18 protein-coding genes are annotated in these 25,758 nt (G+C 31.1%); 8 read left to right on the forward strand and 10 right to left on the reverse strand.

All coding sequences use genetic code 11. The annotated features are described in order from the left end of the window. The 9 genes from Q5I67_RS06665 to Q5I67_RS06705 all read right to left on the reverse strand — a co-directional run. The coding region (locus tag Q5I67_RS06665) for a hypothetical protein (RefSeq protein WP_302486795.1) at positions 1 to 8,014 on the reverse strand (8,014 nt) is incomplete at its 3' end. Between the two features lie 33 nt (positions 8,015 to 8,047). Continuing rightward, positions 8,048 to 8,542 (reverse strand): filamentous hemagglutinin N-terminal domain-containing protein, encoded by a 495-nt coding sequence (locus Q5I67_RS06670; RefSeq protein ID WP_302486796.1) that lies wholly within the window; start codon positions 8,540 to 8,542, stop codon positions 8,048 to 8,050. Positions 8,543 to 8,570: 28 nt separating this feature from the next. Continuing rightward, a complete protein-coding gene (locus tag Q5I67_RS06675) occupies positions 8,571 to 10,217 on the reverse strand; it encodes a ShlB/FhaC/HecB family hemolysin secretion/activation protein (RefSeq protein WP_302486797.1) in 1,647 nt (548 codons plus the stop codon). Between the two features lie 297 nt (positions 10,218 to 10,514). Further along, positions 10,515 to 11,345 (reverse strand): Asp23/Gls24 family envelope stress response protein, encoded by an 831-nt coding sequence (locus Q5I67_RS06680; protein ID WP_302486798.1) that lies wholly within the window; start codon positions 11,343 to 11,345, stop codon positions 10,515 to 10,517. Positions 11,346 to 11,587: 242 nt separating this feature from the next. After that, complete coding sequence (locus Q5I67_RS06685; protein ID WP_008539893.1) at positions 11,588 to 11,848, reverse strand: stage V sporulation protein S; 261 nt, start codon at positions 11,846 to 11,848, stop codon at positions 11,588 to 11,590. A 101-nt stretch (positions 11,849 to 11,949) separates the two neighbouring features. Continuing rightward, a complete protein-coding gene (locus tag Q5I67_RS06690; RefSeq protein WP_302486799.1) occupies positions 11,950 to 12,723 on the reverse strand; it encodes a TIGR00282 family metallophosphoesterase in 774 nt (257 codons plus the stop codon). Positions 12,724 to 12,758: 35 nt separating this feature from the next. Next, the gene (locus Q5I67_RS06695) at positions 12,759 to 13,283 is read right to left on the reverse strand and encodes a hypothetical protein (RefSeq protein ID WP_302486800.1); all 525 of its coding nucleotides are present in this window, start codon (positions 13,281 to 13,283) and stop codon (positions 12,759 to 12,761) included. Between the two features lie 168 nt (positions 13,284 to 13,451). Further along, complete coding sequence (rny, locus tag Q5I67_RS06700) at positions 13,452 to 14,996, reverse strand: ribonuclease Y (RefSeq protein ID WP_302486801.1); 1,545 nt, start codon at positions 14,994 to 14,996, stop codon at positions 13,452 to 13,454. Between the two features lie 240 nt (positions 14,997 to 15,236). Then, positions 15,237 to 15,674: a hypothetical protein gene (locus tag Q5I67_RS06705; RefSeq protein WP_302486802.1), complete on the reverse strand. Its 438-nt coding sequence runs from the start codon at positions 15,672 to 15,674 to the stop codon at positions 15,237 to 15,239. Positions 15,675 to 15,877: 203 nt separating this feature from the next. Here Q5I67_RS06705 and Q5I67_RS06710 point away from each other — a divergent pair, with 203 nt between their 5' ends. The 8 genes from Q5I67_RS06710 to Q5I67_RS06745 all read left to right on the forward strand — a co-directional run bounded on the left by Q5I67_RS06710 (position 15,878) and on the right by Q5I67_RS06745 (position 23,780). Further along, positions 15,878 to 18,100, forward strand: coding sequence for a bifunctional (p)ppGpp synthetase/guanosine-3',5'-bis(diphosphate) 3'-pyrophosphohydrolase (locus Q5I67_RS06710; RefSeq protein WP_302486803.1), 2,223 nt, complete (start codon positions 15,878 to 15,880; stop codon positions 18,098 to 18,100). 24 nt (positions 18,101 to 18,124) lie between these two features. Further along, positions 18,125 to 18,751, forward strand: a complete 627-nt coding sequence (locus tag Q5I67_RS06715; RefSeq protein WP_302486804.1) for an MBL fold metallo-hydrolase — start codon at positions 18,125 to 18,127, stop codon at positions 18,749 to 18,751. Positions 18,752 to 18,756: 5 nt separating this feature from the next. Continuing rightward, positions 18,757 to 19,122: a dihydropteroate synthase gene (locus tag Q5I67_RS06720; protein WP_302486805.1), complete on the forward strand. Its 366-nt coding sequence runs from the start codon at positions 18,757 to 18,759 to the stop codon at positions 19,120 to 19,122. 2 nt (positions 19,123 to 19,124) lie between these two features. Continuing rightward, positions 19,125 to 19,589 carry a methylated-DNA--[protein]-cysteine S-methyltransferase gene (locus Q5I67_RS06725; protein WP_302486806.1) on the forward strand — a complete coding sequence of 155 codons (465 nt, stop codon included), beginning with the start codon at positions 19,125 to 19,127 and terminating at the stop codon, positions 19,587 to 19,589. 32 nt (positions 19,590 to 19,621) lie between these two features. Further along, positions 19,622 to 20,278, forward strand: coding sequence for an HAD family hydrolase (locus tag Q5I67_RS06730; RefSeq protein ID WP_302486807.1), 657 nt, complete (start codon positions 19,622 to 19,624; stop codon positions 20,276 to 20,278). A 30-nt stretch (positions 20,279 to 20,308) separates the two neighbouring features. Then, positions 20,309 to 21,682, forward strand: coding sequence for a 23S rRNA (uracil(1939)-C(5))-methyltransferase RlmD (gene rlmD, locus Q5I67_RS06735; protein WP_302486808.1), 1,374 nt, complete (start codon positions 20,309 to 20,311; stop codon positions 21,680 to 21,682). 71 nt (positions 21,683 to 21,753) lie between these two features. Continuing rightward, a complete protein-coding gene (locus Q5I67_RS06740) occupies positions 21,754 to 22,287 on the forward strand; it encodes a flavodoxin family protein (RefSeq protein ID WP_302486809.1) in 534 nt (177 codons plus the stop codon). A gap of 371 nt (positions 22,288 to 22,658) precedes the next feature. Beyond that, positions 22,659 to 23,780, forward strand: a complete 1,122-nt coding sequence (locus Q5I67_RS06745) for an MBL fold metallo-hydrolase (protein WP_302486810.1) — start codon at positions 22,659 to 22,661, stop codon at positions 23,778 to 23,780. Between the two features lie 117 nt (positions 23,781 to 23,897). Here the strand turns inward: Q5I67_RS06745 and Q5I67_RS06750 are convergent, their stop codons facing one another. Further along, positions 23,898 to 25,697 (reverse strand): AIPR family protein, encoded by a 1,800-nt coding sequence (locus tag Q5I67_RS06750; RefSeq protein ID WP_302486811.1) that lies wholly within the window; start codon positions 25,695 to 25,697, stop codon positions 23,898 to 23,900. Positions 25,698 to 25,758: the final 61 nt, after the last annotated feature.

Here is a 25,758-nt window from a genome sequence, read left to right on the forward strand (position 1 = left end):
CCTTGGTCATTGTTACACCAATGTTTGCTTTATCTCCATTTGTTAATCCTGTTACACTGCTTACTCCATAATCACTTAAGTTTGGATTACCATATGTGTGATATACCTTATTTAAATCAATTGTCAAAGCTGCTTTGTTTACTACGGATTCTCCATCATTAACTTTAATATTATAGTTATTTTCTAATCCTTCAATACCGCTGACACTGCCTGTCCAAGTATAATCTCCTGCATTATTTGTATGTTTATTATTATCTTTTAAGGCATTATCTTTAGTCATTTCTACAGCTAATTTATCTTCAGATATTTTATCACCATTTGTTAATCCTTCTACTTTATCTATTCCATAATCCTCTAAGTTTGGATCACCATATGTGTGATATACCTTATTTAAATCTACTACTAAATCTGCTTTGTTTACTACAGATTGTCCTTCATGTACAGTTACTTCATAGTTTTCTAAATCTATATTTCCATTTACAAAATCTATTGTTCCTGTACCTGCATCTCCTGTCCATTTTCCATTTGTTCCATCTAGTGCTTTATCATTTGTATATGCAATATTATTTTTATCTATTTCTCCTCTTACTTCATTCTCATTATCTCCATTTACTACGTTTCCTACTGTATATCCATATTTACTTTCATCAAATTTTGTTCCATATGTTGTATTTACACCATCTACATATACATCTAATTTAGCTTTATTTACTGTAGATTGTCCTTCATGTACAGTTACTTCATAGTTTCCTAAATCTATATTTCCATCTTTAAAATCTATTGTTCCTGTACCTGCATTTCCTGTCCATTTTCCATTTGTTCCATCTAATGCTTTATCATTTGTATATGCAATATTATTTTTATCTATTTCTCCTCTTACTTCATTCTCATTATCTCCATTTACTACGTTTCCTACTCTATATCCATATTTACTTTCATCAAATTTTGTTCCATATGTTGTTTTTACATCATTTACATATACATCTAGATTAGCTTTATATACTATAGATTGTCCACTTATTTCATTATTACTAAACTGATAATTATTAGCAGCTTCGCCAGATATAGTAAGCTTACCTGTCCAATTATAATTTTTACCTGCATTATTTGTTACTTTTCCTGTAGAAGGATCTGCTAATGCTCCATCTGTTATATCATTTATCTTAATATAATCATTATAATTTTCACTATCTACCCAACCACTTATCTGTCCTATGGTATAATTTGTGTTATTTATCAAGGCTTTATCACCATATATACGTTCTACTATACTACCATCAATAGTAAGTGTTGCCTTTTTAATATCAAATGTTGATAAATCAATATCATAACCAAGATTATTAGGATTAAATGTTTCTCCTTCACCACTAGAAGCAATCTGTCCAGAGTATAACCAATCAGTATGTGTTCCTGCGTTCTTATAACCGTTTGAACCGATTAAATTATTACCTGTATTTTTTTGTGCTAAAAATTCTTTACCTGATAAATCTTCAAAAGCACTATTCAAAAAAGAATCTTTTTCATTAGCATTAACATTTAATTTCTGATCTGCACCATTATATACAAGATTAGGTTTTTTGCTAGAATCATATTTTACATTTGTTAAAAATACTTTTAATACATCATATGATACGCCTTCTTTTTTTGTACTACTGATATCTTTTTTATAAGTTTTCCAAACGCTCGTATCATCTATTTTATATTTTTTTGTTGATGATGTATCTGAGCCTACAAGATAAGTTGCACCATTTGTACTATAAGCATTAGTTAATTTTCCTGTTCCAGTATTATTACCAATTATTGCACCAACATTACTTCCACCAACAATAGTTTCATTTTTTCCGTCAGCCGTCATAATAGTATTAAATACTTCTTTTACAGTACCTTCATTAATACCTACAATACCACCAACATTAGTGCTACCACTAGCAGCAATATTTCCTGTATTATATCCAGCAGTTAAACTACCATTATTTTTATTATATCCAATTAAACCACCAATATTAGAACCATTTTCAGCTTTGATAGTACCATTATTATAAATCTGGTATTTATAATAAGTATTAGCATCATCTCTACCACCAGTGATAGTACCGCTATTGATACCGATTAAGCCACCAACATTATATACACCACTTACTTTACCATTTACTTCATTTCTAAGTGAAGTATTACTGATATTTCCGCTATTGATACCAATAAGTCCACCTGTGCCACTATTTAGATTATTGTTATCACCTTTAACGGCACCATTATTACTGAGATCTGAATTAGTAATATTACCACTATTTTCAGCAAAGATACCGCCAGCTCCACCAGCTGATGTTACTGTACCGGCACTAACCAATTCAGCATTATTAATATCTACAGTATTTTTACCTACTGCACCACCAACTTTATCTCCGCCAGTTACATTACCATAGTTTCCATTGAATTTATTTAATTCACCATTATTTTCACCAGCAATACCACCTACATAAGTAGCTCCACTAGCATTGATGTTACCACTATTAGTAGCATCGGTAATAGTACCATTTTCAGTATTTATACCAGTTACGCCACCAAAATACATTGCATCTGAACCTATTGCATTTAAAACAATATCATTATTTACATTTGTAATAGTGCCATTATTTTCGCCAGCAATACCACCTACATATTTATTACCTGTAATACTACCTCGATTAATTAAATTTGTTTGATTTTCAGCAGTAATAGTCCCATAATTGCTACCAGCAATACCACCTACATATTCATTGCCAATAATTTCAGCAGAACTATCATTTGTTAAATTTTTAAGTGTAATCTCTGTAATATCCTTAGTGCCATTACTACCTACAAGACCACCTACATATTTATTACCTGTAATTACTCCATTATTTCTACCATCAGATATACTACCAGTTGTTTTACCTACAAGACCACCTACATAAAATCCATTTTCTGCATCTACATCTGTAATATTTACATTTTTTTCAGCCGTAACACTTGCACCATTTACGATTAAAGATATATCACCAGAGTTTGTACCAGCTATACCACCTACATTATTTAAACCTTTAACAATACTTTCATTATAGGCATCATGTAAAGTACCACTATTTATACCAACAATACCACCTATATTAGAAGATGTTGCATATGCATCTTTATTAGCTTCACTATAAATGCCACTAGTTACACCATAGGCATTTACATTATCCAAGCCAGCAGTTATTTCATTATCAGTAGTATTATCTTTAGCCGTATTTACACCGACTATACCGCCTAAACTGTAAGTACTAGTCTTACTAGCAGTAACAGCTGAATGACTTTGTGAATTAGATACTAAGCCATTATTAATACCAGCAATACCACCTGCTGTTGTTAATGCTCCATTAGAATTTTTATCTTCTCCGGCAATAACACTATCTCTAGATGTAGCATTATCAACTGTACCATTATTAGTACCTACTACACCACCTGCTGCTCCAACATTTACAAATATATTATCGGTATTATCAAAAGGAGTACCATCTAAGCTAGCACTATTTACACTACCTAAAGCTTCTACTGTATTACCAAGTGTAGTTACATTATCAATTTTACCATTATTAGTACCAGCAATAGCACCTACATTATCATAACCTTTAAAAGTGGAAGAATATACTTTTAAGTTCTTAATAGTGCCCGCATTTACACCAAATACACCTACATTATCATTAGAATTAGAACTACTTACATTTAAACCAATAATACGATTTCCTCTACCATCAAATTTACCAGTGAAAACTGTACCACTGCCACCAATAGCTTGGTAATCACTTACATCTGTAGCATTAATATCATTTTTAAGAGCAAAATTATAAGATAAAATCTTACTATTTGTATCTTTATTAGCATAATTCTGTATACCTTTTAACTGCTCTCCATCAGCTATCCAGATATAAACAAAATCTTTTCCTGTTTGAGTATTAGGTAAATTATCTCCATTAGTTTTTATATATAAACTATCTAACTCTGTTGATAAAGTATTACCGCCTTGGTCATATTTTTTTAAATTAAATACATTCTTATTATAATCCCACATATCAACAGTGATTTTTGCATTATCTGTACCTGCAAAATTAATATACTTATCATTTTCTGTACCAGTAGCAGGTTTTTCAAATGATTTTAAGAAATTATGCATTCTACCTTTAATAATAGCATCACTAACATATTCTTCAAAAGTTAATTTTGTTGTTGTACTATCATAATTTTTTAAATATGTTATAAACTTATCTAATTGCTCTTCGTCTAAATTAATTTCTAATTTATCTATTACATCTCTTATATCATTATTCGCAGTACTGTTAATATTACTTTCTGTTATACCAGCTTGAATTAATCCTTCATATAAATTATTAGTATATTGATTCAAGCTTACTTTACCTATATTGGAAATATCTACTACAATTTCACCTGTACTATCTGCTGTAGCATTTAAATTTCCATCTATAACCATATCACTATCGACATAGATATTCTTACCTTCTAAATTTACATCTCCAGCTACATCTATTAATCCTTGACCTAAATTACCGTAATAAAGATTAACATCTCCTTTATATTGATTTTGATCATTTTCATCTTCATAAGAATTACTTTCTATTGTTAAATCACCATTTTTATTTGATGTTACTGTATATGCATATAGGCTTTCTATTGCTGTTAAATCTTGATTTGGATTATTTATAGTACCTTGAACTGTATTTGCTCCTCTTGTCGGGTTTAATCCTTCTATTGTTACAGTTTCGCCATCTCTTGCTGTCTTTAAAGTACCATAAACATTTATATTGTTGGCAGTAAGATTAATATTTCCAGAATTTTTATCATTTGTAATTTTATCATTAGCTGTTGCTTGTACTAATCCATTAATTGTCAAATCTCCTCTGCTGTTAATATCTACAGATGAACCATATAATTTTGATGTTCCGGCTAATTTTATATCTTCATTACCCATTCCATTAAGAACTAAAGCCCCATCAGCATAAATCAAACCACCAAAATATCCACCTGCACCATTAGCTGTAGTAAAATCATTTAAAATCAAACCATAATCTTTTACTACTAAACCAGCAGAATTTGTAATTCCTAAATCAGAGAAATTTAAACTTAAATTATTATTTGCCGTAATAAAAGTCATTAATGGGTCATATGCTGTACCATATTGAACATTATCTATATTTAATTCCTTCCATTTTTCTGGTTTCTTTCCAGTAGTATCTTTATCTCCTAAATAATTATATGAATTTGGCATAAATGCATTTAAAATAGGAGTAGTCATACCTTCATATATACGCCAAGCACTACTATCAGAAAAATTATAGTTATCATTCATTCGAGCAGTATAATCAACATCTATAATATTAGAACTTTGTTCATGAGTATTATTTTTTATTTCATTAAAACCATTTTCACTTGCTGGTTTTATATAATAAGCATTATCTACCTCTACAACTTTGTTATACTCTCCACTTTTTTTTATGCTACGTCCAAAGATTTTTCCTATCTGTGCATTTTCATCTTTACTAGCATTTCCTTCAATTCCAGCTATATCACCAGCATAAATATTACCTGTTGTATATACATCTTTTATTGTAACCGCTTTATTAATACCACCGGTACCATCTGATACTTCACCTAAAATACCGCCAATACTATTTTCCCCTACATTATTTATCTTGATATTTTTAAAAGTTCTCAATGCCCCTAAATTGTATGCATTAGATATAGTCACAGCTCCATGAGCATTACCTACAGCACCAACTATACCACCTACTTGGCTAGTACCTGAATTAGCTGAATTTTGATTTATTACTGTAATATTACCTGTATTAAATACATTATTTACATTACCAGCACTCAACCAACCAACAATACCACCAACTACATTATAACCATTATAAATAGCACCGTTATTATACGCTTTTTCCACAGTACCTGATAGACGACCAACTACACCACCTATATGACGACCATAATAAGTATACGTATCATCACCTATTTGACCTTTATTATACACATCATATAAAACAGATCTTGAATTTGTATTTTCTGTAGTATCTCCAACAATACCACCCATATTTAAAGAATCTATACCACCTTTATCAGCTAATAGTCTTGTAGTTCTTAAATAACCTGTATTGTATGAGCTAGCTACACTGCCATTATACATCATACCTGCTATACCACCAACACCAGTATAACCCAATACATCAGCACTATTATAAGAATTACTTACAGCTGCATCCTTTACATTTTGTTTTATAGTGTTTAAATCTGCATTACTACTTCTATCAATTTTTCCTACAATACCACCAACATTAGCTGCTGTACTACTATTTAACGGATTCTCTTTATTAGCTTCTGCTATTTCTTTAGAATGTACTGTTCCTCTGTTACCACTAGCAGTTACATAAACATTATCTCCATCCATATAACCAACTATACCACCAATATTGCCTACATTAAATATTTCTCTACTGCCACCTAGAGGACGAACAATTTCTGTAATTACATCGCCATTTATATCTCTTGCACTTGTTCCCATGATATCTCCACCATTATTGATGGCATTTTCTATAGTATATTTAATATCGCTTGCAATATTATCTGTATTACCAAAATAGCCAGCTATACCACCTACATTATGAGCACCACGTATATTACTTTCTTCATTAGTAACATTTTTCATATTAGTGTTCATAGCTTTACCAACTATACCACCTACATTGCCAGCAATATAATATGTGTCACTACTTTTAGTTGTTTCATTACTTTGTACATCAGCCTTATTTGTAGCATCATTTATCGTACTATTAGTTGAATTACCGACTATACCACCTACATTAGCAACTGCAACATCTTCTACAGTTTTACTAATACCATCACTCCATGTTAATTCATCTTTATTATTAGGATTAGTCTTATTTGCTGTATGGAAAGTATAATCTTCTGTAGTCATTCCTGTAGCTTTAATCATACCATCATTATATACATTTTGTACTGTAGAGCCATTTTTTAAATTACCTACAATACCACCTACATTATAGCCACCTTCTACATCAAGGTGATTATACATCTGAAAGCCTGTTTCATTACCAATTGTAGAATCACTTGCTGAACCTACTAACCCACCTATATTATTTGCTGTACCTTTTATATCACCTAAATTATAGGACTCACCCTCAAGAGTACTACCTGCTAGATTACCTGCTAAACCACCTACATTAGCAGTACCTGATATTGCACCTGAGTTAACTACACCATTTAGGGTAACATTTGTCCCTGTACCAATAATACCACCAACACAATTTTCTCCCGTTACATTGATAGTATTTTTCACATTTTCAATAAATGCATTAGTTGCATTACCTACTACAGCCCCAGTATTACTTACTATCGTCCCAGCATTTTTTGATTCATTAGTAATACTACCTGAAATAAGATTAAAATTACGTATAATTACTTGTTTATCAGTACTTCCTTTAACAACGCCAAATAATCCTGTATTTGCATCATCTTCTTTAATATGAAGACCATATACTTCATTTCCTAAACCATCTAAATTTCCAGTGAAAGGATTACTACTATTACCAACAGAATAAAATGTTACATTATTATCTGCAGTGGCATTTAAATCGATACTATTGCGGAAAGCATAGTTACCATCTAAATTAGTGTTCATGGCTTGCAATTGTTCGCCATCTTTAACCCACATAAAACCATCTGCTTTAGTGAGCGTTTCTTTATTTTCTACACCTTCTAATTTTGCTAAATTATAACTACTATCATTTTTTCTATCATATGTTCCATCATAAGCAGTATAACCAAGCACTACATTTTTATTATCAAAATCTGTTTGTGTTGTTTTAATAGTGATATTATCTTTGCCTAATTGAGTTTGACCATTTTTTACTCTATCTACATCTAATACAATTCTATTACCATCAAATGTAACATTTGTAGCATTAATATTACCTAAACTCATAAGTTCTGCATTAGGTGATGCTGTTCCTTTTTTTTAAATATTATTAATATCGAGATTTTCGTTATCAATATTCTTTAGTGGTGTATCTAAATTTTTATTAGATACATAGAGACTACCTACATTAATTTGAGCAGAGTTGCCAATTTGTACCCCAGCTGGATTTACAATATAAATATTACCAGTAGTATTTCCCTTAGTATCTGTAGCATTTATCGTGCCGTAAATCTGTGATAAATTACCACTATTAACATAGTTTAATGTATTGAAATTCTCTGGACCTTTAAAATTAACAGTTGCATTAGCACCTATAGAAAAGTCTTTCCATTGAATTACAGCATTTTCACTTCCTTGTGTAATATTAGCTGGATCAGAAATATTAACATTTGTTCCTGCTACCACTTTATCAACACTAGGTAATGTGTTATTGTTAAATGCCGCATGCGTTATTGGCATTGTATATAAAGTTGAACTCATAAATATTGCCATAGCAATACTTTTTGTCAATAGTTTTTTATTTCTTATCTTCATGATAGTTCTCCTTTCTTACTTTATATCCTTAAAACATCTTATACATTTGGAACCACCATCTACCGCTATGGTCATCTGGTTCTACCCAATCTTCACGTGCATTTATTTTTCTTGACCAATCCAGTTGAGCATACCAATCATTTGGTTTAGCATAGCGAAGTCCTAAGCCCCAACCAGATAAGTGTTCACTATATTCAGCAGCTTTATTTTCAGCATATCCTGTATCAATAAAAGCCGCAGCTTCTAATCCTTCTATATCTGTTTTACAACGTACTTCAAATGTAGCAAGATAAGCATCATCACCGTATCCATCTCCATTGCCATAAGCACGAACACCATTTATACCGCCTAAGAAGAATTGTTCACTACCATCTAATGCTCTGCTTGCCATCTGCCCATGCATATTAATGCGATAATTGAATTTATTGTCATACCAAATATTGAGCCAATCAGCTGTTAATTTATGATAATCACCATCTAAATATGAACCGCCATCAGTATCTAAATTTCCATACCAATAAATTAAATCATACTGTGTAAATTGATTTGGATTATATTGACTACCGCTAACACCTACATGCCAAACATCTGCAGTTTTATCTGTAGTTATATTCGGCAATATACCTGGCAAGATTCTAAATTTTATTTCATCACGTATATCTCTTCTATCATAACCATAAATAGCAGTTACTCTATCTTCTCTATCTCTGTATATTGGAGTCATTCCATATATAGAAATACCTTTTGATCTACCAAGTGAATCATACATACTATTTGTATTCAATTCATAATTTGATTGACTATATGCTATACCTGCTCTAGTTCCTCTACTGCCAACAGGTGTTTCATAACGAATGCCATAATTTTTTACATCATGACTTGTCAATGAGCCATTGATAATAAATTTATCACCTTGATGTCCTGGGTTATTAATTTCTGTATTAAATCCATAACGATAACGTCCAGAATAATACCCCCCACCATTATCGGTGAAAATATAGTTATTCCAAACAGGTCTTTTATCTACTACTAAATCTAAACTTGTTGTGCCTGGTTTAGAACCTGGTTTCAATACAGCTGTCGCTATAACCCCTGGTAAATCATTGATGTTATTCACTGCTAATTCTAATTTTTTATCTAATATTACATCTTCATCTGCTAAATAATCTATGTACTTTTCTAAAACTCTATCTGCTACGTCTGATTCATTTTTTACTATATTTATTTCATCATATGATGCTACATATATTTTTACTTCTAATATTCCATCTTTAATTTCTTGTGCTGGTATTATTGCTTGCGGTACTGTATATCCGCATGTTCTACAATATTCATTAAGTTCACTAGTTAATGTAGATAATTCACTTATTTTTACATTTCGTTTACTGTATTTGTCCAGTATAGTTGTTAATTTTCCATCATTATCTGGCAAAGTATATCCTGTTAATTTAATTTCATTTACAAAAAAAGCAGGATCTTCCTCTGTTCCGGTATTACCTTCTTGATAGTGTTCCTTTTGTAGTTTACTACTATCTACCACTTCTTGCTGTCCTGTCCTATTATATGGATGTGTTGTAACAGCTTCTTTATCAAAAGTTGGTATTGGCGAAGCTGCCATCGCTGATCCAGAGCATAATAAACATATCATAGTTGTCAATTTAATGCTTTTATTCATTATCATCCACCCCTTTTAATAAAAAAATCATCCCTACCCCCCCCGAAAAAAATCGGAGGTTGTAGGGGCGATTTAATTATATATAATATCTATAATTTATTAAATTATATTTATAATATATCATTATTTTTTATCCTAGTCAAAGAATTTAATTAAATTATAAATATATTACAAAATATATTTAATAGTCCATAAATTAAAATGATTATTAGATAAGCAATAAAAATTGCTCATCTAATATAAAATTTCTTAAAATATCTAGTATATATTTTATTACTTTCCTAATGTACTTTCAACTCAATTAAATTTTAAACCCTTTACTACTATATCGACATCATGAACAAACATACCTGTCATATATTCTACAACTTCTTTTATCTTTTTTTGTATTCCCTGTATAATGGTTGGAATGTGTTTTCCATAATTTAATACTACCTCAAATGAAACTTTTATACCTTTATCTTCACCTTGTTCCCAAACATGGTCTACATGTATATGCGATACTTTAAAATCAAAATTTTCATCTTTAGCAATATATTTAATAATAGATAAAATTGTTGCATCATCGATTATTAATCTTCCATAATAACTAAAAATAGGTCTAACTATAGATTTTTCACCTAAACGACGACGTTTTGTACTTGATTTTTTGAAAAATGATTGGATTGGATCGATTAAATACCCTGAAAAATGTGGCTTTAATTCAATAGTTGGTACAGGAATAATATGTTTTCCTTCACGATTGCGATAAAATTGGGCTTTTGCCATTTCTGCTTTTGTAGCAATATCTGCTATATTGATAATTTTGCTAATTGGTGGTAAATTTAAAGCTTTATCAATGCGATGTACCATATTCTCAGAAGTGCCTAAAATCAAAATTCGCTTTGGTTGTTCTTTTTCTATAGCAGCTCTCACTTCTTCAGCATGTCCTGGCACTACAAAAACAGCTCTTCTTATTGCCATAATTTTACTAGCTTCTCTTTTTGCAGAATGTCCTGCTATGATTTTATTATCTTTTATCAAAATCCCATCATCTATAATAGCATCTGCTTTATTTTGTCTTGCTACCATCAATGCCCTATGGGACTTTCCTGTTCCACTTGGTCCTACTAATGCAATAACATCCATATTTTACGCTCCTCTTTCTACGTCAATTTATTTCACTAAATTATTTTTAGAATTTTTCGTTTTTTATTAATAATTTATATTTCAATGCTATCTTTATTATATATATATATTATAACTATTAATATCCTTAAACGCAAAGTATGTCTAAAGTTCAATAATAAATTTATCAAACCTTAGACATACTCCGTTGTAAAATACTAGTTACCAATCATGAACAATTTAGTTTATGTATAAAAGCAATACTATCTTGATTCAATAATCAATTTAATTGCAGTCCTTTCTTCGCCGTCAATTTCAATGTCAGCAAATGCAGGTACACAAACTAAATCAATTCCACTAGGTGCAACAAAACCACGTGCTATGGCGACAGCTTTTACTGCTTGATTTAAAGCACCTGCACCTACAGCCTGCAACTCTGCTGTTCCTTTTTCTCTTAAAACACCTGCTAATGCCCCTGCTACAGAATTTGGATTGGATTTTGTTGACACTCTTAATACTTCCATGATGTACACCCCTTAAAGATTTAGGAATTATTATATAGATAAAGTTCGCCAAACAAGTCCAAAAACCCTTTTTTTATAACTGTATACTTGTATATTCTTTATTATTCATTAAATAGTATTCTTTCAAAGGATTTTACGCTATCATCATCCGCTAAATCCAATACAACTGCTGAAAAAATATTTGGACCTTCTGCCATTTCAAAACGCACTGGTCTACATGTAATAAACTTATCAATAGCATTATTTACATTTATGCCAAGGCTTGAATTATAAGGCCCTACCATACCTAAATCACTGATATACGCTGTGCCGTTTGGTAATATTCTATTATCTGCTGTCTGCACATGAGTATGAGTTCCTACTACACAAGTTACTCTACCATCGAGATAAAATCCCATTGCTATCTTTTCTGACGTAGCTTCTGCATGTATATCTACCAATATAATATCGCACTGATTTTTAATTTCTTTTAAAATTTCATCGACCTTTTGGAATGGACAGTCCATTGGTGGCATAAATGTTCTACCAGATACATTGATTACACCGATATTTTTAGCCTTAAAAGGATAAATACAATATCCTTTACCAGGAGCACCTTCTGGATAATTGGCAGGTCTTATTAAAAATGGCTCATCATCAATAAAAGATACAATTTCTTTTTGATCCCAAATATGATTACCTGAAGTTACTATATCTGCACCTGCTCTATACATCTCATCTAAAGTTTTGCGATTGATACCTCTACCGCCTGCGATGTTTTCTCCATTTACTACCACTATATCTATATTATGTTCTTTTTTCAATTCTGGAACATATCTTCTAAAAGCTTCTCTACCAGGTCTACCACATACATCGCCAACAATTAAAATTTTCAAAATCCATTCTCCTCTTTTTTCTTTATAAATTAAAATCATTTATTAAAAACAATTACTCTACCAGCTTCACGAATACCTATCATTTTTTCTGAAACAGGATTAATCTTCAAACTAGCAAACATTGTATCTATTAAATCTATTTGAGCCAACATAGATGAGTCTATCATTGGTATTTTATTCATGTCCACAATAAGTTCTTCATTAAAATTTTGAGCAATCAATGTATTTATTAAACGAAGTTCACCATGAGAAAAAGTCTTTATATCTCTTTTTATATCTATAAAAGTTGCTTTTTCTTTTATATTTATATCTATTTCACTACAATCTATATTCATCTTTTCTAAATAATGATATGACTTTAAACTTTCTTCTAATAATATTCTTATTTTATTTATTTCTTCGTCAGTTAATATTGTTTGAATAATATAATTTATATATATTTTTTCATCTGGTTCTATGGATATCTTGCTTATCTCCGAATAATAAATCAATATCGAAGTCAATAAATTTACACAATCCATATTAGGTTTTTTATCATTTTTAGTTTTACTAATCTGCATTTTCGTAACCTTTCTTTTATGCCAAGCAAATAATATTTATTATAATCTTATTTTATATCTATTCAACTAATAACCTCAAAAGAAATTTAATGCAAAAAAAGTAGTTATCAATACTAATAACTACTTTTTTATTCTCCATTAACTTTATGTCAAAAGAAATTATTATCTTTATTTTGCATAATCAACTACACGAGTTTCTCTAATTACAGTTACTTTTATCTGTCCTGGATATTCAAGTTCAGCTTCAATTTTCTTAGTAATATCATGAGCTAAAGCAACAGTTGAGATATCATCCATTTTTTCTGGTTTTACCATAATACGGATTTCTCTACCTGCCTGAATAGCAAATGAACGATCAACACCATCAAAAGATTCCGCTATTTCTTCAAGACGTTTTAAACGTTTTAAGTATGATTCTAAACTTTCACGTCTAGCTCCTGGACGTGCGGCTGATACAGCATCAGCTGCTGCAACAAGTACAGCTTCTACAGTTTTTGCTTCTTCATCACCATGATGAGCAGCTATAGCATTTACAACATCAACAGATTCGCGATATTTTTTCGCTAAATCAGCACCAATAGTAACATGTGGACCTTCAACTTCATGGTCAATAGCTTTACCTATATCATGTAATAAACCGCCACGTTTTGCGAGGTTTATATCCACACCTAATTCAGCAGCCATTACACCTGCTAAATGAGATACTTCTACAGAATGATTTAATACATTCTGACCATAACTTGTACGATATTTTAATCTACCTAATAATTTTACAATTTCTGGATGTAATCCATGTACTCCAGTTTCAAAGCAAGCTTGTTCTCCTGCTTCTTTTATACGTTGATCTACTTCCTTACGAGCTTTTTCTACCATCTCTTCAATACGAGCTGGATGAATGCGTCCATCTGTAATGAGTTTTTCCAACGCAATACGTGCAATTTCACGACGAACAGGATCAAAACCAGATAAGATTACAGCTTCTGGTGTATCATCGATAATTAAATCAATACCTGTCATTGTCTCTAATGCACGAATATTTCTACCTTCACGACCAATGATGCGACCTTTCATCTCATCATTAGGCAATGCTACTACAGAAACTGTTGTTTCTGCTACATGGTCAGCAGCACATCTTTGAATAGCCAAAGAAATAATATTTCTAGCACGTTTTTCTGCTTCTTCTTTTGCTTGCTGTTCATATTCTTTGATCATTACAGCTTTATCATGTTTGATTTCAATTTCAGCATCTGCAAGTAACATATTACGTGCATCTTCTGTAGTAAGTCCAGAAATACGTTCTAATTCTTCCATTTGTTTTGCATGAAGTGCTTCTATTTTAGCTTGAGATTTATCAATCTCAGCTTCTTTACGATTTAAAACTTCTTCTTTTTTCTCTAAAGAATCAATTTTTCTATCTAAATTTTCTTCTTTTTGTACCAAACGACGTTCTTGACGGGAAAGTTCATTTCTACGGTCTTTTGTATCGCGGTCTAACTCTTGACGCATTCTATGTATTTCTTCTTTTGCTTCAAGAGTAGCTTCTTTCTTTTTAGTTTCAATCTGTTTTTCAGCTTCTGTAACAATTCTTCTTGCTTCAGCTTCAGCAGAGCCAATTTGTGTTTCCGCACTTCGTTTTCTCATCCAATAGCCTACAGCTAATCCTACAACTAGTGCAAGTATTATCGCTAATAATAATTCAACGATAATCTCCACCCCCCTTTACGTTAAATTTTTCTAAATATTCTTTACAAATTCATATAGCTGACGTAACCATATAGAAGTATTTTAAAGGTTTTTAGAAATAGTGTCAAGATTTCATACACACTAACAGTTCCATCGTGGACAATAAAAAAAGCTATTGTAAATACCTAAACAATAGCTTTTTAGCGATAAATTTCACTGCCTTATCTTCATGTCTTCTTCATTTGTCCATGAAAATTATTTACTAGTTCATTAACTCCATAACAATTTCATCCAATTTGGATATTCTTTTTCTAGATGTGCAGTGATGGCATTTAATAAATCCATTACTAAATCTCCATCTAATTCATCATTCTTATTTGGAATGTACATATCAAGATACAATGCATTATCTGTGCCTAAATAGTATTTTACTGCTTTATAATTTATATTCATTTCATTTACACAACGAATAAATTCATCTTTGTTCTTCATATATTCAATATCTGGTATTACCTGCACGCGTAAAATGACATAAATACTTTCATCCATCACGATTACAGCAGGTAATTTTTGACCAAATACTTTTACATATGTATGAAAAGTAACTCTTGTATTTTCATTCTCACCATTTTGATTTTCTTCTACTTTAAAGTTTGTAAGACTATTTTTTGCTATATAGGCTTTAAATTTTTCGGCTTTTATATTCATTTTCACACCATTCCTTCATTAAAATATATTCTCTTTCTTGAAAAATATTAAGCTTAAAACCAATATCTACAAGTCATAAAACACATATTATCTTGATTATGTTATATATATATATTATCATTATTTTATAATTTTATATATTCCTTTTTAGTCTTTAGATAAATTTTATGATTATGTTTTTCATAATCTCTGGAGTGATTAAGATGAAAAATGATAATATGGACATTTCAATTGATGATATTATCAATACTGTAAAAAGTTATAACCCACAAGCTAATTTTGATTTAATTACTAGAGCATATAATTTAGCATATGAAGCACACGCTGATCAAAAACGTATTTCAGGTGAAATGTATATCACACATCCATTACATGTTGCGATGATTTTGACTGATTTACATATTGATGACGTTACTATCGCTGCTGCTTTATTACATGATGTTGTGGAAGATACTATCTATACTATTGAACAAATGAAAGAACTCTTTGGCGAAGAAGTAGCCATGCTCATTGACGGCGTGACTAAACTCAGTAAAATGAAATACAAATCCAAAGAGGATCAACAGCTCGAAACATATCGTAAAATGTTTTTAGCTATGGCTAAAGATATTCGTGTAATCATGATAAAATTAGCCGACCGTTTGCATAATATGCGTACATTAAAATATATGCGTGAAGAAAAACAAAAACGCATTGCCAAAGAAACGCTAGAAGTTTATGCACCACTTGCCAATCGTCTCGGTATTTCCAATATCAAATGGGAACTTGAAGATTTATGTTTGCGTTATCTTGAACCAGAAACTTACTATGATTTAGTGGACAAAGTAAATCAAAAACGTGAAGAACGTCAAGGTTTTATCAACGATGCTGTGGCAAAAATCCAACAAGAATTTGATAAAATTCATTTAAAAGGTGAAATCAAAGGTAGAGCAAAACATTTTTATAGTATCTACCGCAAGATGAAAAAGGGAAACAAAGATATTTCCGATATTTTTGATTTACTCGCTGTGCGTGTACTCGTAGAAACTATTCCTGATTGTTACACTGTGCTTGGCATCATCCATGCTATGTGGAAACCTCTACCTGGCAGATTTAAAGATTATATCGCTGTACCAAAAACTAACGGCTACCAATCTTTGCATACTACAGTAATCACAGATAACGGTCTACCACTTGAAATTCAAATTCGTACTTTTGCCATGCATGCTATTTCTGAATATGGTATTGCTGCTCACTGGAAATATAAAGAAGCTGGCAATAAAAGTATCGGTGCCAACAGTGAATACGATAAAAAACTCTCTTGGCTTCGCCAGATGATCACACTTCAAGATGAATTCTCTGACCCACGCGAATATTTTGAAGCACTCAAAATTGATATTTTCTCTGATGAAGTATTCGTATATACTCCTCGCGGTGATGTTATCAACCTACCAAAAGGCTCAAATCCTATAGATTTTGCTTATCATATTCATACAGATATCGGCAATCACTGTGTAGGTGCTAAAGTAAATGGTAAAATTGTTCCACTTGAATATACATTGCAAAACGGTGATATAGTCTCTGTAATCACCAATAAACAAAATAATGGCCCAAGTCCGGATTGGTTAAATATCGTAGCCTCCTCACAGACAAGAACAAAAATCCGCCAATGGTTCAAAAAACAACGCCGTGAAGAAAATATCGCTCGCGGTATGGAATTACTAGAAAATGAAGCTAAACATTTAGGCTATAATTTTAAAGATTTAGCTAAAAATGATCGACTATTACAAGTAGCACAAAAACTCAATATCCAAAATATTGATGATATGTTTGCCTCCATTGGTTTTGGTGGTATCACTGTAAATAGCATTATGAGTAAACTCATTGCTTTCTATAAAAAAGACCTTCAAGATATCACACCACCAGATATCTCTCAAATGCTGGAAAAAATCAAACCAAAAACACCTAAGAAAAAAGCAAGTCATGGTATTTTAGTCGAAGGAGAAGACGGCTTCCTCGTACATTTAGCCAAATGCTGTAATCCTATCCCAGGCGACCAAATAATCGGTTATATAACTCGCGGTCGCGGTGTATCCGTCCATCGTGCAGATTGTCCAAATGTATTGCGTGAAGGCAATGATATGATGCGTGTCATCGATGTAAATTGGGATATCAGCACTGATCAATCTTATCCTGTAACTATCGAAGTCGGTTGCTATGATAGACAAGGCATCTTAACAGAAATCATCGCTAGAATTTCTGATGCGAAAATAAATATTGAAAATATTTCCTCTCGCAGTATTCCTAGCAATAAAACTGCTGTAATGACCATTACCTTCCATACAAAAAATCTAGCTCGTGCAGAACAGTTGATGAATACACTTCGCCGTCTTAAAGATGTTTATAGTGTTCGTCGTAATTTAAGTAGTTCTGCCAAAGAAAAATAATTTAATAAATAAAGGAGCATTATTATGAAAATAAAAGCCTTAGTAGTTGGACCTATCATGGAAAATTGCTATATTTTATATGATGAACAAACTTTAGAAGGCATAGTTGTTGACCCTGGTGATGAAGCTACTAGCATTTTAAATGTGATCAATAATTTAAAGCTTCATATTAAATATATCGTAAATACACATGGTCATGCTGACCATATCGGAGCTAATAAAGAATTAGGTTTAGCTCTAAAAGCAAAATTAGCCATTCATGCTGATGACGCTTGCATGCTCACTGACCCTCATCTCAATCTCTCTGAAAGTGGTTATATGGGTAGACCTATCATCTCTCAACCTGCCGATATAATCTTACACGAAGGCGATATTATTTCTTTTGGCAATTGTAATTTAAAAGTAATCCATACTCCAGGACATACACCTGGCGGTATCTGCCTTGTCGGTGAAGGTGTAGTCATGAGTGGTGATTCTTTATTTGCTGGCTCTATCGGTAGAACAGATTTTCCTACAGGTTCCATGACTGATCTAGTATCCAATCTAAAAGCTAAAATCTTGACTTTAGATGAAAGCTTAACTGTTTATCCTGGCCATGGTGGAGCTACTACTATCGCTTATGAAAAACAAATTAATCCTTATTTAGGTTAAGCAAAATGACAAATGATTTCACACCTCAAATTTTAAATTTAAATACTATCGATGATGTTCGCCAAGCCATGGAAAATATCAACTGCACTGATGCTGGTATAAAATTAATGCAAGATAAAGCACTTTTCAAAGTGATAAAACTCTGTGATGTAAATAGCAAAGCTGCCAATATTTTAAAACAAACTTTTTTAAGTAAAGGCGGTGAAGTCGCTATCTCTCGTCATTGTGCTGATTTAAGCAAAGAAACTAGTGATGTCATCATCATGGCGACTATACATCAATACAAAAGAGCCATACCTGTATTGAAAATGCAACCTTGGAAATTAAAACAAATCGCTGAAATTTTAACCACTATGATAAAAGAGGTCTAAATATGCTTTACACTTGTAAATATCAATTTGAAAATATCTCTTTATATCTAGTAGCGACAAAAACTCATTTAATCAATATTCACTTTAATCAACCACAAAAAGCTCTGTTTCAAACAACAGAGCTTTTATCTATGGCTACTATTCAATTAGATGAATATTTTCAAGGAAAACGCACTGTATTTTCTTTACCATTTAAATTAACAGGTACTCCTTTTCAACTTGCAGTATGGAAAGAGCTTCAAAATATCCCCTATGGGCAAACTACTAGTTATAAAGAAATCGCTCAGAAAATCAATAAGCCTAAAGCATATCGAGCTGTAGGCATGGCTAATAATAAAAACCCACTGCCTATTATTATTCCCTGTCATCGTGTGATTGGCTCCAATGGAAAACTAACAGGATATGCTGGTGGCTTAAATTTTAAAAATTATCTCTTACAATTAGAAAAGTCACATACTAATCTTTAATATAAAACTACAAATATAAGAAGGTTGATTTTATGAATTACAAAGGTGTTATATTTGACCTTGATGGTACTCTTGTCAATTCTTTAACAGACTTAGCAAATAGTGTAAATACCGTACTTGCAGAATATAATCTCCCCACCTATGATATTGAAAGTTATAAATATCGTGTAGGTAATGGCATACGAAAATTAGTTGAACGCTCCTTACCTCAAGATAAACAATATCTTTTAGATGAAGCATTAGCTAAATTTAAACAAATATATGCTAAACACAATTTAGATCATACAGCTCCTTATGAAGATATCTTGCCTTTATTAAAAACACTCCAACAGCAAAATATAAAACTCGGTATCTGCACAAATAAACATGATGAAGCTGCTAAAGATATCGTAAAATTATTATTTGGCGAAGGTATTTTCAGTGAAATAATTGGCGATAAAGCTGGATTAAAACGCAAACCAGATCCAGGCAAAGTCTTGATGATTGCTCAAAACTGGCAATTAAAACCTCAAGAAATAGCTTATCTTGGAGACTCTGATGTAGATATGCAAACTGCCAAAAATGCCGATATGTTAGCTGTTGGTGTATTATGGGGCTTTAGACCTGCTGATGAATTAAAAAATAATGGTGCCGATGTTTTAATCGCTAAACCACTTGATTTATTAACTCAAGTATCATTTGCTAAATAATTATTTATTACAGAAAGGATTTTTTAATTAATGAAAAGTAAAATTCCTGTTCAAGTAGGACAGAAATATGAAATAAAAATCACAGGAATGGGACAAAGCGGTGAAGGTGTCGGTCGCTTTGAAAATTTCACTGTATTTATTCCTTATGCACTTCCTGGTGAAACTGTAGAAGCCAAAATCACACTTGTGAAAAAAAATTATGCTACAGGCGAAATAGTATCTATAATTGAAAAAACTTCAGACAGAATAAAACCAATCTGTAAAGTATATGATGACTGCGGTGCTTGCCAGCTTCAGCATTATTCTTATGAAGCTCAACTCAATGCTAAAAAACAAAAAGTAATCGATATGATGGAACATATCGCCATCAAAAAAGATATCATCATTCACCCTACTATGCCATCTGTTCATGAATGGCATTATCGCAATAAAATGCAATTTCCAATCGGCAGAAGTAAAAAAGAAGGCATTATCGTCGGTTGTTATGCTCATAGCAGTCATAATATCATCAATACTGAAAACTGCCATATTCAAAAACATACAAATAATGTAATCGCCAATGCTGTACGCGAAATGGCTACAAAATTTAAATTAAGTGTCTATGATGAAAAAACTCATTATGGTCTTTTACGCCATGTCGTAGGCCGTACTAATCGCGATGAAACTGAATGTATGGTCGTACTCGTTACTGCTCAACCAAAAATACCTCGCATGCGTGAAATCGTAAATTTCCTACGCTCCAAAATTCCAAATTTGACAAGTGTCGTACAAAATATCAATACTGGTAGAAATAATATCATCATGGGCAAAGAATGCAAAATTCTTTGGGGTGCCTCTCATATCACAGACAGATTAGGCAGTCTAAAATTCAAAATATCTGCACTTTCCTTCTTCCAAGTAAATACAGAACAAGCAGAAAAATTATATGAATGTGCTTTAAAATACGCTAATTTAACGGGCAAAGAAACTGTAATTGACGGCTATTGTGGCACAGGTACTATCTCTTTATTCTTAGCTCAAAAAGCAAAAAAAGTTTACGGTATGGAAATCGTACCTGAAGCAATCCGCGACGCTATTGCTAATGCTCGTGATAACAATATAAGAAATGCTGAATTTTTAACAGGCGATGCTGCTAAATTAATGCCTCAACTTTATCGCAAAGGACTTCGTCCAGACGTAATCGTAACTGACCCACCAAGAGCAGGCTGTGCACCAGAAGTTTTAAAAACTTTCGCTGCTATGAGACCAAAACGCATTGTCTATGTATCTTGTAACCCAGCTTCACTTGCTCGCGATATCGCTATTTTAGATGAACTCGGTTATAAAGCATTAGAAATTCAACCTGTAGACATGTTCCCACAAACAGGTCATGTAGAATCTGTATGTTTACTCGTAAAAAAATAATCATTTATCTATTCATCTTTCTTCAATGAATAAAAAAATACATTATCATACACGTAAAGAAGGCATATATCATGAAAAATATTTTAATAATCTCAGGAAGTCCTCGCAAAAAAGGAAATTCACAATTATTATGCGAAAGTTTTCGCAAAGGAGCTGTAGAAGCGGGACATTGCGTAAATTTAATACGACTTGCAGATAAAAATATTCACTTTTGCCGTGCTTGTGATGCTTGTATGAAAAATGGCGGTACCTGCATATTAAAAGATGATATGCAATATATATTAGAACAATTTCAACAAGCAGATGTCATAGTACTTGCTACACCAGTTTATTTCTATGGCATTTGTGCACAGATGAAAACATTCATCGACCGCACTTACCCTATTTGGCAAAAATTAGGAAAAAAAGAAGTATATTATATCGTTTCAGCTGGACTAGATAAAAAAATTATAGAACGTTCTTTAGGTGATTTAGATGGTTTTGTTGAACATCTTGAAGCTTATACTATTAAAGGTCGTCTATATGCTACTGACGCAATGGAAGCTGGAAAAGTACTTGGAACCCCCATTATAGATGAAGCATATCAAATGGGAAAAAATGTATAATATTTTTTCTTATCCTATTAATTAACTTATTCTTCTTTGATACACAAACAATAAAAAATACCTACCATAGATAAAGTCTTAGTTTATCTGATAAATGCAAATTTTCCCCGCATTAGCAGACTTTTACGGTAGCTGAAAGCTATTGGCAAAGATAAAACTAGGGCTACGGTTTTAGTCCTACTGTTTGAGCGAAGCGAGTTTAGAGCGTTGTAGACATAGTTTTATCTTTGCCAAAGTAAAATCAATATTGCGGGGCTTTTTCTTTTTGGTTCATTTTTCTTTTATATAAAAGAAAAACGAATAAAATGTTGACTTTGTGTTTACTCCAATATGTATAATTAAATTAATTATTATATATTGGAGTAATTTTTATGTCTATTTCTCGTCGCAATTTCTTTAAATTAGCTGGGATTACTACAGCTTTATTAGCTATGGGTGGTATTGGTTTTATCAATCAGCCTAAAATTGGTCGCTCACCTAAGGGTGATGAATTGGCTAAAATTTTAAAATCTCCTCATTATGTAAATGGAGCATTCCAAAATCTTGAGCCTACATCTGTCTTAGTCAATAAAGATAATTATTATAATGGCATTAAAGAAATTCTATTTCCTACTAAAGGTGTAACCATACCTAAGGAAAATATTCCTACGCAAAAAACAGATTTAAAAGCTTTAAATCCTAAAGAAAATTTACTTATTTGGTTTGGTCATTCTAGTTTTTACCTGCAAATTAATGGTATCAAGATATTAGTTGATCCTGTATTCAGTGATTATGCCTCTCCTTTGTTTTTCATCAATAAAGCCTTTGCTGGTACAAATATATATACAGCTAATGATATGCCTGATATTGATGTTTTAATCATCTCTCATGACCACTGGGACCATTTAGATTACGCTACTGTTATGAACATAAAGCATAAAATCAAGCATATTGTTTGTCCTCTAGGTGTTAGTAGTCATTTTTATCATTGGGGATTTAATCCTGATATAATTCATGATGAAGATTGGTATAGCGAAATAAAACTTAGTGATAATTTAAAAATCTATATTTTACCTTCTCGCCATTTTTCAGGAAGATTTTTAGAAAATAATAAGACGCTTTGGGCTTCTTTTGCCATCATTACACCTACCAAAAAAATTTTTTATAGTGGTGATGGAGGATATAGTCCTCAATTCCGCGAAATTGGTGATTATTTTCAAGGCTTTGATATAGCTATCATGGAAAATGGTCAATACAATACATCTTGGGCACAAATTCACATGATGCCAGAAGAAGTAGCTCAAGCTACTATGGATTTACAAGCTAAAATGCTTTTACCTGTGCATTGTGGAAAATTTGCACTAAGCCCTCACCACTGGCAAGATCCTTTTGAACGCATTTATACAGCTAGTCAAAATAAATCATATAAACTGCTCACTCCACTATTAGGGGAAACTGTATTTCTTGACCAAAATAATCAAAAATTCAACAAATGGTGGACTACTATTTCCTAGATACTACTTCTCAAAATATATTAGATAATTTAATTAAAAATATTTTTCTATAATAAAAATGAGATATCAAAATAAAATTTAATATCTCATTACTAATTTTTATATTATTCTAAATATCTATTTAGCACAAATTTTATCAATATAATTTCTTAATTCTTTATTACTATTATATACAATCCATAATCTCTGTATAACTTTTTTATAATAATTATTATCACTTTTTAAATAATCAGAAGCTACTATTGTTTCATTTTTTTCCATAGCTACATCTTTCGCAAATTGGAAACAATATCCTAATACTTCTTGTCCTATGACGCAAAAAATTTTATAAAAAATTTCTTCTTCTGCATTGATTTTTCTTTTTATTAAATATTCTATATCTCCTACTTTCTTTAAAATATTTTTTAACTCACTCATATCATTCATTAATCCAGCAATATCATTATATAAAAAAATGTTTCTTTTTATTTTAAGTAAAAAAACTATACATGCCAATTGAAAAGTTCTTCCATTTTTTATCATTGGCAATATAATATCTTGCTCAAATTCAAACTCTTTTAACTTATTTTTAAGAAAATTTTTGTAATAATAATCTATTTTTAGTAAATCTGCTATAATTCCAGCCTTTATATCTTTAAATATATAATCATATTCACTATCATACATCTTTGCTGAATTACTTCTAGCGGATCCTGGCATTTGTAATATACCTGCTAATGATAACTTTCCTACTTCATCCAATTTAGTATTTTTATAAAGCTTATCCTTATATTGCTTTGGAACCACTTCTCCTCTTTTTGTAATATAATATACTCCTACTTTAGCTAAATTTTCTTTTAAAAGTAATTGTTCTGGAGCATTAGCTTTTAAATCAGCTTTCTTTATTGGCTTTTGTGCATTAGATGCTTCTGCTATATCATAAACAAATTTACTTTTTTCTTGAATATTACATCCTTGATACACAATCACTTTACATTGTAGATAAAAATCTTCTTCTATATCGATTTTTCCTATTCGAGTTGTAGTTTGACCTCCATTTATAATAGAAAAATTTTTTAATTTTAATACATTGTTTTCAATATTATAATTTTCACAAACAATAATTATACCATTATTTTTATACCAAAAATTTTGTGGTTCATTTTTTATAGTATTCTCTATAGCATTATCTACAATTTTCTGTCTAACATAATATCTCAAATTCATACCTAGTAAATTATTACCTTTTCTATAATATAAATCTTGAAGTGATTTTGCTGAGATATTTACAATAACAGAATTCTTATACTTTAAATAATTATTTTCTTCATCAATAATTAAATTATCATCTTCAATAAATAATTTTCCATTTTCACATAATTCAATTTGATTTTCTATATCTTTCTTAAAATATATATCTATATCAATATCAAAATCTCTGAAAAGTTCCCTAGCTTCTTTTATAATATTATCGCGATCCTCTTTTGTTCGTCCTTGATATGTAGTAAAAAAACATATTCTTATAGTACCTATTTCATTCTTTTGATTTATAGAATTTTTATAAGCCATTACTAAATTCTTATTAAATGAAGCAAATTTTTCTTCTTTAAACGAATTTAAAGTATTCTTTATTTTATGTAATTCCATTATAATATCATTTATTTTTAATCTAGATTTATTATAATATTTACTTTGCATAATAATAACATCATTATCTTCACTATTAGGATCATTAAAAATAGCATCTATACCACCATCATTTGCACCATCCGTCAAATAATCAATTACTTCATCTTCATCAAATTTTGCATTATCTTCACAAAAAAAGAAATATCTCATACATAACAAAGTGAAAACATGATAATCTGTTTTATCTTTAAAATTTACATATTTCTTCTTAAAAGAATCTATTCTATTTGCAATTATATTTTGTTTCATATTCGATTCCTCTTATCATTTTATTTAATAAATAGATCAGAAAAAGGCAGAATATGAATAT

It is taken from the genome of uncultured Megamonas sp., from assembly GCF_958438645.1.
In the GTDB taxonomy this organism is placed as follows: domain Bacteria; phylum Bacillota; class Negativicutes; order Selenomonadales; family Selenomonadaceae; genus Megamonas.

Bases quoted from the DNA above. Each gene is read 5' to 3' on its own strand.
- Q5I67_RS06670 (WP_302486796.1), bottom strand. From the start codon at position 8,542: ATGAAGATAAGAAATAAAAAACTATTGACAAAAAGTATTGCTATGGCA.
- Q5I67_RS06675 (WP_302486797.1), bottom strand. From the start codon at position 10,217: ATGAATAAAAGCATTAAATTGACAACTATGATATGTTTATTATGCTCT.
- Q5I67_RS06680 (WP_302486798.1), bottom strand. From the start codon at position 11,345: ATGGATGTTATTGCATTAGTAGGACCAAGTGGAACAGGAAAGTCCCAT.
- Q5I67_RS06685 (WP_008539893.1), bottom strand. From the start codon at position 11,848: ATGGAAGTATTAAGAGTGTCAACAAAATCCAATCCAAATTCTGTAGCA.
- Q5I67_RS06695 (WP_302486800.1), bottom strand. From the start codon at position 13,283: ATGCAGATTAGTAAAACTAAAAATGATAAAAAACCTAATATGGATTGT.
- Q5I67_RS06705 (WP_302486802.1), bottom strand. From the start codon at position 15,674: ATGAATATAAAAGCCGAAAAATTTAAAGCCTATATAGCAAAAAATAGT.
- Q5I67_RS06710 (WP_302486803.1), top strand. From the start codon at position 15,878: ATGAAAAATGATAATATGGACATTTCAATTGATGATATTATCAATACT.
- Q5I67_RS06715 (WP_302486804.1), top strand. From the start codon at position 18,125: ATGAAAATAAAAGCCTTAGTAGTTGGACCTATCATGGAAAATTGCTAT.
- Q5I67_RS06720 (WP_302486805.1), top strand. From the start codon at position 18,757: ATGACAAATGATTTCACACCTCAAATTTTAAATTTAAATACTATCGAT.
- Q5I67_RS06725 (WP_302486806.1), top strand. From the start codon at position 19,125: ATGCTTTACACTTGTAAATATCAATTTGAAAATATCTCTTTATATCTA.
- Q5I67_RS06730 (WP_302486807.1), top strand. From the start codon at position 19,622: ATGAATTACAAAGGTGTTATATTTGACCTTGATGGTACTCTTGTCAAT.
- rlmD (WP_302486808.1), top strand. From the start codon at position 20,309: ATGAAAAGTAAAATTCCTGTTCAAGTAGGACAGAAATATGAAATAAAA.
- Q5I67_RS06740 (WP_302486809.1), top strand. From the start codon at position 21,754: ATGAAAAATATTTTAATAATCTCAGGAAGTCCTCGCAAAAAAGGAAAT.
- Q5I67_RS06745 (WP_302486810.1), top strand. From the start codon at position 22,659: ATGTCTATTTCTCGTCGCAATTTCTTTAAATTAGCTGGGATTACTACA.
- Q5I67_RS06750 (WP_302486811.1), bottom strand. From the start codon at position 25,697: ATGAAACAAAATATAATTGCAAATAGAATAGATTCTTTTAAGAAGAAA.